Annotated in this window: 13 protein-coding genes; 6 read left to right on the forward strand and 7 right to left on the reverse strand. The window is 54.9% G+C overall.

All coding sequences use genetic code 11. From position 1 onward, the window contains the following. Positions 1-83: 83 nt before the first annotated feature. From ASD64_RS21270 to ASD64_RS12130, 4 genes are all read left to right on the forward strand, one after another. Entirely contained in the window at positions 84-263 is a 180-nt protein-coding gene (locus tag ASD64_RS21270; RefSeq protein ID WP_056105458.1) for a hypothetical protein, read from the forward strand. Continuing rightward, positions 263-1,003, forward strand: a complete 741-nt coding sequence (locus tag ASD64_RS12120) for a M48 family metallopeptidase (RefSeq protein ID WP_056105460.1) — start codon at positions 263-265, stop codon at positions 1,001-1,003. Before ASD64_RS21270 ends, ASD64_RS12120 begins: the two co-directional genes overlap by 1 nt. 361 nt (positions 1,004-1,364) lie before the next feature. After that, on the forward strand, positions 1,365-2,489 hold the full coding sequence (locus tag ASD64_RS12125) for a hypothetical protein (protein WP_056105462.1): 1,125 nt from the start codon (positions 1,365-1,367) through the stop codon (positions 2,487-2,489). Further along, positions 2,489-3,133: a hypothetical protein gene (locus tag ASD64_RS12130; protein WP_056105464.1), complete on the forward strand. Its 645-nt coding sequence runs from the start codon at positions 2,489-2,491 to the stop codon at positions 3,131-3,133. Before ASD64_RS12125 ends, ASD64_RS12130 begins: the two co-directional genes overlap by 1 nt. Before the next feature lie 176 nt (positions 3,134-3,309). Here the strand turns inward: ASD64_RS12130 and ASD64_RS12135 are convergent, their stop codons facing one another. Then, complete coding sequence (locus tag ASD64_RS12135) at positions 3,310-3,795, reverse strand: terminase small subunit (protein ID WP_056105466.1); 486 nt, start codon at positions 3,793-3,795, stop codon at positions 3,310-3,312. 149 nt (positions 3,796-3,944) lie between these two features. Between ASD64_RS12135 and ASD64_RS12140 the strand changes: the two genes are divergently transcribed. Next, positions 3,945-4,262, forward strand: a complete 318-nt coding sequence (locus ASD64_RS12140) for a hypothetical protein (RefSeq protein ID WP_156460120.1) — start codon at positions 3,945-3,947, stop codon at positions 4,260-4,262. 43 nt (positions 4,263-4,305) lie between these two features. Here ASD64_RS12140 and ASD64_RS12145 read toward each other — a convergent pair whose 3' ends face one another. The 5 genes from ASD64_RS12145 to ASD64_RS12170 all read right to left on the reverse strand — a co-directional run bounded on the left by ASD64_RS12145 (position 4,306) and on the right by ASD64_RS12170 (position 7,679). Further along, complete coding sequence (locus ASD64_RS12145; RefSeq protein ID WP_156460121.1) at positions 4,306-4,605, reverse strand: DUF6074 family protein; 300 nt, start codon at positions 4,603-4,605, stop codon at positions 4,306-4,308. Continuing rightward, complete coding sequence (locus tag ASD64_RS12150) at positions 4,595-5,158, reverse strand: helix-turn-helix domain-containing protein (protein ID WP_200957830.1); 564 nt, start codon at positions 5,156-5,158, stop codon at positions 4,595-4,597. The genes ASD64_RS12145 and ASD64_RS12150 overlap by 11 nt, the downstream gene beginning before the upstream one ends. A 3-nt stretch (positions 5,159-5,161) precedes the next feature. Next, the gene (locus ASD64_RS12155; RefSeq protein ID WP_056105470.1) at positions 5,162-5,374 is read right to left on the reverse strand and encodes a hypothetical protein; all 213 of its coding nucleotides are present in this window, start codon (positions 5,372-5,374) and stop codon (positions 5,162-5,164) included. A 394-nt stretch (positions 5,375-5,768) separates the two neighbouring features. Continuing rightward, positions 5,769-6,470 carry a hypothetical protein gene (locus ASD64_RS12165; protein ID WP_156460122.1) on the reverse strand — a complete coding sequence of 234 codons (702 nt, stop codon included), beginning with the start codon at positions 6,468-6,470 and terminating at the stop codon, positions 5,769-5,771. 15 nt (positions 6,471-6,485) lie between these two features. Beyond that, positions 6,486-7,679, reverse strand: a complete 1,194-nt coding sequence (locus ASD64_RS12170) for a tyrosine-type recombinase/integrase (RefSeq protein ID WP_156460123.1) — start codon at positions 7,677-7,679, stop codon at positions 6,486-6,488. A 334-nt stretch (positions 7,680-8,013) separates the two neighbouring features. Between ASD64_RS12170 and ASD64_RS12175 the strand changes: the two genes are divergently transcribed. Continuing rightward, the gene (locus tag ASD64_RS12175) at positions 8,014-9,681 is read left to right on the forward strand and encodes a site-specific integrase (protein WP_056105474.1); all 1,668 of its coding nucleotides are present in this window, start codon (positions 8,014-8,016) and stop codon (positions 9,679-9,681) included. Between the two features lie 46 nt (positions 9,682-9,727). Here the strand turns inward: ASD64_RS12175 and ASD64_RS12180 are convergent, their stop codons facing one another. Next, positions 9,728-10,279, reverse strand: coding sequence for a recombinase family protein (locus ASD64_RS12180; protein ID WP_056105475.1), 552 nt, complete (start codon positions 10,277-10,279; stop codon positions 9,728-9,730). Between the last annotated feature and the right edge of the window lie 221 nt (positions 10,280-10,500).

Below are 10,500 nucleotides of genomic sequence, written 5' to 3' on the forward strand. Positions count from 1 at the left end.
CCCCCGCCACTCACCGCGTTGGGGGAAGGTTCACATGGCTCAATTCTCAATGGAAATTATGCGCCTAACCGGCTCAGTTCCGCGTGGAAACCAACACCGATGCCGCTACGAGCCAGCCTGCCTTTGCGCACATGGACGCCTATCTGCGCAGTTTGCGCCAACAGGTCCGACGTATCCTGACCGAGTATGGCATCGGCGAAACCAAGGCGATCCGCGAGAAGGTCGAGGAGTTCGCCATCCATGCTTATGGAGGCGGTGCCTGATGCCGACGCTCCAGATTGGCCGGAAGGAAATTCTCTACGAGCTTCGCCGTTCGGCTGCGGCGTCGGAGCGCCGGATCACCATCACGCCAGGCCATGTCGAGGTGCTGGCGCTTACCAGCGACGATGACGACGACATCGCGGGTTTCTTGGAGCGCAAGCGCCAGTGGGTATTCAACACCGTGAGGGAAATGGAGCGGATCACCGCCAACCGCCATGCCGTTCCCCGCTTCATGACCGGCTCGAAGATACCGTATCGCGGGCGGAAGATGCCGCTGACCGTGCGCCGCACCGATGCCGAACAGATCGCTGTCACCTACCGCAACGGCTTCATCGTCGATTTGCCGCATTGGGCGGGGGCCGAGCCCGACCATGTTGTCGCCTCCGAACTCAAGCTCTGGATGAGGCGGCGCGTGCGTCGCGACATCAAGGAGATCGTGGAAAACTACAGCCACAGGTTTGATCTCAACCCTCGTTCGATCCGCGTCGCTGACATGGCGCATGGTTGGGGTTCGTGCGGGCCGGAAGGCAATCTTCTGATTAACTGGCACTTGATCTTCGCGCCGAGGCCGGTGCTGGAATATGTCGTCGTTCATGAACTCGTGCACTTGCGCCACCGCACGCATGACGAGCGGTTCTGGACTTATCTTGGAGCGATCCTGCCAGACTACGAGCGACGCAAGGCTTGGCTGGAAAGCCACGCAGGCGAGTTGACCAGTTCATTCTTCGGCGAGCGCGTATGAGCATTCCGGCCACCTAACCCCTCACGCTTGCCGACCTGTGGACCGCTACCCATGGTTAAGAACCACATCAAAAGACACCATTTCTGCGAAATAACTATTCCAGCAGCATCGAGAGTGGTCGAGCGCATGTAGCGGAGAGTCGTTCTCTATCGTTCTGGATGCCTTACCGCTCGGTGACTAGTTTGTCTTTAGGTAGTTACTCCCCGCGAAGCTCGACCTCAGGGAGACATGAGACGACGATATCTTGCGGTGAATTAAGCATTGAAAAGGAGGAAATCGCTCTCTACAAAATTTCGCGGGGATATATGGGCTTGGTGTGTTTCAGCTTATTCGAATAGGACGCCGAATATTTGGCGGCGCAATGCTGGTCGCGTCTCTTGTTGCGTTCCTGGCTTCCAATCATTTCGCGACTCTCAAACTAGCCTTCAATTTTTGGGATCCATTTTCTATCACCGAATATCGGCTGAGCCGTCTGTCGGATGAAGAATACAAAATCGCCGTCGAGCAGGCGTTGGATGACCAAGACATCCCGGAAGCCCAGACTCTTGTTGAGATCGCGCACGAAAATGGCCGAGCATTGCCACAGGAGCTGGTGGAGAGAACGAAAGAAAATCCATTCGAGTTCGGTCTCAGGAACATCCAGGACTTCGCAAATGGTGCGATGACTGGTGAGATAACGAGTGTCGCCTCCATCGGCGGTGTCCTTGCGGCCGACTATGTCGGCGTGGGAGATGTCCGTGACGTCGTTGTACAGGGAGCCAGTCTCGCCAAGGGAGAAGACTACGACACGCTGACACTCGGTCTGGCATTGGCCGGATTGGCCACAATTGCACCTGGATCAGGCGCGGCTGACGCCGGCTTCTCTCTCATCAAGACAGCCAACAAGGCTGGAAAACTGTCTAGGAACTTGGTCTCTCGTTTGAAGATGATGTCGACACGACTTGTGGACGTCGCCGAGTTGAAACGCGGCTTGTTGCGGGTTTCGCTGCCCAAATTCAAGCGGCCATCAATATCAACCCTTCGTGCGATATTCGGCGAGATCAACTGGCGTGACGTTGCAAATGGTGATTTCCAGCAGGTCAGAGAGCCGCTTTCTGAGATGATGCCTGTTGATACAAAGGCGGCGAAACAGGCACTTAGCGGAGCGATCCGTAAGGAGGTTCTGGACGAAGTTGGTGTGCTCGCCAGTTCTACGTCATGGATCGTATCCGCTGGAGGTGTGAAAGCGGGTTTCCGGGCGATGGAATATGCGGACGATGCGAAAGAACTATCGCGATTTCGATCTTTGGCGGCGCGGATGGGCGGGAAAACGGCAGCGGCCATTAAACTTCTGGGGAAGGGAGCGATCAAGCTCGGGGAACTGGTTTATCTGGTCATCTCTGTTTTGATCATTGTCATTGGGTGGCTAGTGGGGGCGCTGTGGTTTCTGTATTCACTGACGCGGACCATATACAGAGCTGCCGAGCGGGAGACGGGGGCTTCATAATGGCCAGCGGCAAGCATTCAAAACTGGCTCTTCTGGCCGCTGGGGTCGGTGGTGCAGCCATAGCCGGATACGGCCTAGCTTTCGGCCGTGACATGTACAAGGAAACGAAGAAGAACATTGGTCTCATTGTCTTGGTGCTCACCGTCGTATTCTGTCCCTTCATCGGCGGTAGAGGGATGGTTCGAGGACATGACCGTGGATTAATTGGAACTCTGTTCCTGACATTTATCGGAAGTACTCTACTGATTGTCGCAGGATTTTGTGCGGCGGTAATGGTGGTGTTTGTAGTCACCACCATGGGCGAAGTCGAACCTGACGTCGCACTTCCTCTGGCCTTGGTTGGGGGCTTCACAGTTACCGCAGTCATAACCGGGATCGGGGTTTTGGTCGGTCTATTTCAGCGAACTAGGCGCTTGAAGGCATTTGCTGCCACCCGCGCCAATGAGGGATTTCTAGCGGACAATGGGTTTAGGGAAACCGATGGAAAGGATATCACGCATTATGATGCGAGCGGCCAGGCATTGCGCTTTCTGGAAGCTCATTCTGACCGCCTAGTCTTTATGGCCGTTGGCCTGCGCGGAAAACGTGCTTACATCAACCTCGACCAAGATGGACGGATGGTGAGCTATTCAGGGGTCCAGTGAGGCGGCCTTCTTGTGTCCCCGACGAACCCTCTACCTTGGCGGGTTATATTGGAGTTCGTTGGACGGGCGATGCCGCCATCATCGGTCACAAGGGTGATGCCACCGGCATTGGGCGGCTAACGTAACCTGAGTTCTACGGCTATCCAATCGAAGAGCCGGGCCGCCCATCGATTGGATCACCCTTCCTTTCCCTGCGCTCCATTGATGCGATATTTGGCTTGCACCTCGCGCATGGCCGCGATTACACGAGCAACGCCCTCCCTTCGGCCTTCCTCAGGTGGACGATCGACTGATGCAACAGCAGTCCCGTTAACATGCTCGTGCGTCAGTGTTGGACTATCGCGATATCCAAAACACTCGATGGTGAACTTTTCAGCAGCAAGTGCAGTGCGCAGATCACCGGCTTCAAGCGCAGCCTCGCTGATTTTGCGCACGCGGGTGAACAGGTCTCTTGCCTGCCACCCGAGTTCTTTTTGCGCCATGTTCGTAGTCTCGCCTATGATCTCGGCAATACGCCGCCTGATGTTGACATTAGTTGACAAGCGGGAGGCAGCTGTGCGGTCTCCCTTGTATCCCGCAGCCAGATAGGCTGCCGATGCAGTCATCCCCTTTGCCATGCCCTGGCAGAACGCCTCGTACTTCGGGTTTTTCATCGGCTTCATGGTCGCACTCTCTCGCGGTTTCCGAGTTCAATGCACCGAATTATCGGTATGCTTCTCGTTTGGTGTCGTCATGAAGTAGAGCGACTTGCGGCGGACGGCATTTTAATCTGGCGACAGGATCATGTCATGAACATCATAGGAGAGCGATCGTGTTGAAACTTTCGGCGGCATTTTATGCGTTGTTCGTTTGCAGTGCGACAGCCTGCAATGTCTTTACTGGGGAAGGAACGGAGTTCGCGCCGCCCTCGACGCTCACTTGGCATGAGGCCAGGCTGCCCAATGGAGGCGATTTCACCATCACCGATGCCGCCGGCGATCATAATTATCTCTACACCTCGGCAGGAACCGATTTGCCTTACCGCATGGGCGTTTCACCGAAGGATCAGAATGATGTGGTGCTGATCCGCGAGTTGGACGGTAGTAGGTGGATCGTCGATATGGTCATCTTCACATGCAACACTCAATGACGTTGGCGGTGGGCACGCGTATAAGTCGGTCCATCGGCCTCGCTCATGCCGCTCCGTTTTCGTTCCTCTCGCGGATCGCTTTAGCCCGAACCAATTCAGACTGCACAGCGTCGAAGAAGGCACGCAGTTCCTTTTCGGTTTCGGCGTCCGAAAAGCCCACACGCGCCAGAGACTTCCGGTTGGCGGAAATCACTTGTTTCCAATAAAGGTCAGCGTCCTCACCACGCTTTTGAAGCAGCATGGCTGTTGTATGCCGAACCTTGCTCACTCGTTTCGCCAGCGGGAAAAGCAGGACCGTTCTTGGTTGTGTCCATGCAAAGAGCGGCAGACTGTTAAGCGACATTGGTCCTACCTCCCATGGTAGATCTATATGTGTCCGATGGGTGCGACTGTGGTTTTTTGATTTCCGGCGTCACAGTCCGATCCATGCGACTGTGAGGAGTCTTTCCGATCGGTTTCCGGGGTGCGGCGTCCGATGGATCGGACTGTGTGTCCGATGGATCGGACTGTGGTTTTTCCTTAAGGTGCACTCGCATGAAGTCTTTTGAGGCGAGTTGATTGGTCACGTTGCACGGATACTCGGTTAACCGCCACTCGGTTGCAGCGCGGTTCTTAACATTGAACGCACTGGCCTTCATCTCGACGATGAAGCCCTTTTCCTCAAGGCCTTTGAGCGCGCGTGAGGCGGTATCGCGCCCCTTGTTCAACTCATCTGCCAACTCGCGGCAACCAACCCCGATGCGCCCGTTGTTGAAGCCGTCATAACGCCATTTTACTTCGAGATAGGCGGCGCGCTCTGTCGGCGTAAGCGCCTTCCATGCGGCGGAACGCTTTACATAGCTATCAATCTTGATGAATTTGGATCCGCCCTTTCGCTTGAGTTTGCTTCTAGCCATGCGTCACCATTTGCGCGACGGGGCGGCCGGCGCTGCCTTGAGGAAATCTGAGACGAGACTCTGGAGGGCAGAGATGCCGTCACGCACATGTAGGTTGTCTCCGTCCATGCTTATCTCTGTTGGCAGGAAAAATGGCCCGCCGAGCCTCAAAGCGTAATACTCGCTAGTGCCGAGGCCCTCGAATTGGAACAGGAGCATTCCGCCGGGATCGGTCATTACGCTGGCTCCCGCTGCCGCTGACCGACTTTCACATACCGCCTCGCTAGCCAGTAGCAGAAGGCTGCGCGCGGATATCTAACTGTGCGGCCTGAAGTGCGAATGAAGTCAGGCCCTGAACAACGATTGCGATGCTTTTTCAGGGTTGAGGGGATGACGCCCATAATCTCAGCGGCGTCTGCCGGTTCGAAGCTGATTGGAAGCTCGTCATCTTCCGCAAGGCGCTTGTAGACATCAGCACCATACAGGCCTTGCCCTGTCCAGTAGGCGAGTCGATTTGAAAAGAGCTTGGATGCTTTAGGGTACATATCGTCACCGGTCATTTGCTATGGGTGACGAAAAATATTCACATGGAAGCTGTCGGTGCAAATGGCCGTTCAAAATCCATTTTATCCTACCAAAAGGACATTATGCGGTTGATGCCGAAATTCGGGTCATTTATTGCCCGCATCTTATTGCGTCGAATAAAACCCGCGATTGCCATAGGCGTCCGTTCATCATCGGCCAGATGGTGCGCTGACAAAGCCGAAAGAAACTCGACCAGATGACCGCCTGGTTGTCCGGTGATCGGGTTGGTTGTAATGGTAAGCGGCCGGCCCAATTCGTGGTACCAGAATGTCAGCAAACCGAACCAGAATGCGTGCCTGCGGATGTTGGTCCTGTTTCCTAACGCTTTCCGGTCAGACTCTTCCGCCTCGAGCAGCCTCACCGGAAACTCACCGTAAGCGATGAGCGCGCAAACCATATTCTCGAATACGGTGGGCGCTATAGCGTCTGGGAAGGTGACGGTATCAGGACACGCCCTTACAACTGCCTCGGGCATGTACTGCATAACTCCTTCCCTTTCCACAAAGTGGCCTTTGGGCAATTTTTTGAATTGCTCTAGCGCAGCGGCAAATAGCGCTTGGCGCTTGCGGATTGCATCAATAGAGGCTTCTTGCTTAGTTCCTACGTTCAAATTGGCATTTTGGATAGCACTACACAGTTCTTGAAGTTGTCCTTGCCCAATCTCAAATCGATGAACGATCTCCAAAAGTGCTTCTTTTGGAATAATGTTCCCTACCATGTCTGTGAGAACTTTTGATAAGTCGGACATTTCCCACCGCGTGGTCTATGCTTTATTGGCCGCGGACACTTTCGCAGGGGGCTTTTGCAGCACATTCATTGCGTCAGCAGCACGTTGCGCGCCACGGCGGGCGAGGCTTTCGGATTTCGAAACATAGCGAGCTGTCATCGCCAATGTTTTCCAGCCGAATGCTTCCCTAAGCTCGTGAGCTTCCGCACCGTTAATTGCGGCCCACGTCGCTGCGGTATGCCTCAGAACATGCGGGGTAATTGGCTCAATGTCGGCCTTTGCGCACACCTTGTTCAAAATTTCCCGCAGCATCTTGTATGAAATGCGTTGAGCACCTTTCCGGCTGGAAAAGACAAAACCAAAGCGATGAAACTGACGGTCGATGATAGTCGCAGCGTCGGTCGCCAGCGCCCGCACACTTGCTCCGGTTTTAGTATCGGGAAGCCGGGCCATTAGGCGCGGCAGGTCAACCATATCCCAAGTTAAATCTAGCGCTTCAGAGACACGCCAACCGGTCACAGTAAGAAACCGGATGCAATCGGCATGGGCTCCTTCTAAGGTCGCCAGTGCCTTCAGAAAGGAAGGTAAATCCGTCTCATCAAGCCAACGTTCGCGGGTCGCTTCCTTGTTTTTCGGTAACCGCGCGCATGGATTGTCTCTCCGCATGTCGAGCTCAATGGCCCGGCTTATCATCTTGGATAGGACGGCAAGGCTACGGTTTGCATCAATTGGGTTTGATTTCTTTTTTCGCATGAACGCGCGGACCATTTCCGGCGTGATATCAGCCACGCGACGACCTTTGAATTCCGGGAGGAGATTTCGCCTTATCCTGCCCCGGTAGTCTTTTTGCGTCGCCGGCTTCTTGTCGGCAATGTGGTTTTCCTCGAAATCGGCGACGAGATGCTCAAAGAGGGGCTGCGCCTTTTTTGCCGCTCGGACAGCAGCAGGGTCGTCGCCGGTCTTTATTGCTTGTAGCATAGTCTGCGCAGCCGCTCGCGCCTTCTCTGCAGGGAAAGTAGCATGGTCGCCAATAGTGATCTTTCTTCGCCTTCGCTTGCCAGCAGGCGAAGGTAGTTCCTGAAACACGAAAAAGACTTTGGACAGCGAACCGTCAGCCTTTCGTCGGACTCGGACAGCGAAACCGGTTAACTTGCTATCGCGGATCAAGACCTCATTGCGGCCCTTCAACGACAGGCGGTTTTGCAGGAAGTCATCAGTCAAGACTGGCATGAGGTCTTCTATCCGTTGGCCGCTCACGGGTATCCGCCAGGGTATCCATTTGATGTCCCCTTGCGTCACCCTATAAGGACCTTAGATAACCGTAAAGCCACGAAAAGTGCTTATTGCACAGCCACCTATAGAAGCTGTTCGTATCCGATAGCAGACGTAGAGGAAATGACTTAAAATCCCTCGATCCATGATCGTACGGGTTCGACCCCCGTCGTCCGCACCATCGCTCTATTAACCCCTTGAAAATCCAGCAAACTACTGTTTGCAAAGCGCTTTCTGGCGTATATAATTCCAACATTGGTTCCAACATTGGTTCCAACATTTGGCGGTTGTGATGGCAAGAGTCGCTGGTTTGATACGCAAGAAATCCGCTTATTTTTATGTCAGGCGGATACCGGAATCGGTACGTCCGCTCTTCGACGGCAAACAACAAATCTGCCGAAGTCTCAACACTACGGATTTCCGGGTTGCGTCCGACAGGGCGCGGCGGGTCGCTGCCGAGACTGATAAAGCCTTCGAAGACGCGAAATTGGGCAAGGCACCAGTATCGCCAAACCGCCGTGGTGTTACGCTAGAACAGCTTTATCAGGCCGCGCGGCTGCACCTTTACAATCTTGAACGCCGGCATTTCGATTGGGGAGACACGGACCCGGACGCCGCAAAGGAGATTGTGCTGGCGGATTTGGCCGATATCGCTTCACCGGACGAAGAGGTCTGGGGCAGTGCGGTCCAGCCAATAGCGGAAAAGGTACTACGCGAGCTTGGCCTAGCAGTGGAACGCGGGGACCGTCTCTGGTTCGAATTTGCCGGCCTTATCCGCCGTGCGGAACATGAACACCTTGAAAGGGAACTTACCCGGCTTGAGGGGCGTGCGGGCGCTGGGGCTGTTGATGCGCTGTTCTCTGAAACGTTTGCGCACAACCCGCCGCCGAAAGTATCGCAATCGTCCGGGGCGACACTAGGTCAAGTTATCGACCGGTTTGAATCTGATCCAACACGCGGCCACCTTTCGGAAAGCGCGGCTACAAAATACATTTTGCCGTTCGCCGTCATGCGGGAACTTATCGGCGAAAACAGGCCGATTGCCGATATAACCCGCGCGGACTGCGCTTCCTGTCATGAACTGCTGGCGGCGCTGCCTCGCAACTATAACAAGCACAAAGAGTTTGCCGATAAACCCTTGAGCGAGGTTGCGGCCATCGCGAAGGCGAAGGGAAGCACGATCCTATCGCAAGGGTCTGTTCAAAATTACGTCCACCGCCTAACCGCGTTTTTTAACTATGCGGTCAAGAAAGGTATCCTTGAACACAATCCGGCTTCCCGTTTGATGACAGGGCACGTCAAAGAGCCATCGTCGCGTCTGCCCTTCAATGGTGAGGAACTGAAAAAGCTCGTTGCAGAATTGCCCGCGTGGTCCGGTCAAACCCGTGGCGGAAGGTTCTGGACTCCCTTGCTGGGCCTCTGGTCAGGAATGCGGCTTGGTGAAATCGTTTGGCTGCGCGCCGAGGACATTAAAAAGGATGATGGCATTGACGTTATCGAGCTTCGGCAAACGGACGACAGGAGCTTGAAGACGCGCGGCTCTGCCCGTGTCGTTCCAATCCATGTCGAATTGAAAAAGCTCGGTTTCATGGAATTTGTGGAAGAACGGAAGCGGGCAGGGGGTAGGTTGTTCCACGATCTTCCGGGCGACAATCAGCGGCATTGCGTCGATTTGTTCCAGAAGCGGTTTAGCTATATGCTGAAAGACAAGATCGAAGCTCGGGTAGGGGTTTCGTTCCACAGCTTCCGGCATGGATTCAGGGACGCGCTGCGGAATGCCGGAAGCCCTATTGATACGACACGCGCACTAGGAGGCTGGGCGCGTAGCGGTGGCCTCGAAGAACGCTATGGGACGGGCGGGCGCGCTTCGATCCTCGGGCAGTGGATGGACAAAGTAAGCTATGACGGCCTCGATCTAAGTCATCTGCACATTGCGAAGGTGGAACAGCAGGACGGCTGATTTTTTGAAACCGGTTTCACTGTTTCGTATCCGAAACAAATGTCTCCTACGTTGCTAAAATCCGGTAGACGGAAGACCGTCCTATCCCGACGCGGCGGGCAATTTCGGCTGGACCCGTACCCTCGGCGCGCATACGCATTATTTCTTCGGCTTTTGCACGTGCGGTCGGTGCTCTGCCCTTATATTTTCCTTCGGCTTTGGCCTTGGCGATACCTTCTCGTTGACGTTCCAGCATAAGTTCGCGTTCGAACTGAGCGACGCTGCCCAGCAGATTCACCATCAGTTTTCCAGTCGGAGAATTGGTATCAAGATTGAGGGAAAGGATGCGCAACGAGGCCCCTTTCCCCTCGATGGCCCGCGAAATATCGATAAGGTCACCGACAGATCGCGCGAGCCTATCTAATTTCGTCACGACAAACACGTCCCCGTCGCGGATATAGTCGAGCGCACGGGCAAGCTCTGCCCGCTGCGCCACGGACGACACTCTTTCCGAAAATAGCTTCGTAACCCCGGAAGCTTCCAAGTCCCGCTGCTGCGCTTCTAGGCCCGCCACCTGCTCGATAGTGGAAGTGCGCGCATAACCGACAATCGCCCCCATGACACCCTCATCTCTCCCACAATATCTAAGACATATTGGGATAGTGCGTGCCAAAAGTCAAAATGTATGTGTATGGGACAAACTGCGCCCTTCAACCTCTGTCTCATTGGAGCAAGGTTGAGTGTGTCAACGGCGGAGCAAAACCAGGCCACTGGGGCGGAGTAAAACCGGGCCAGTCTGGGCGCGGCGGAGGCCGCTCGCGAAGCGCGCTTTTCCATAGC

Source organism: Mesorhizobium sp. Root157 (genome assembly GCF_001427385.1).
Taxonomy (GTDB): domain Bacteria; phylum Pseudomonadota; class Alphaproteobacteria; order Rhizobiales; family Rhizobiaceae; genus Mesorhizobium.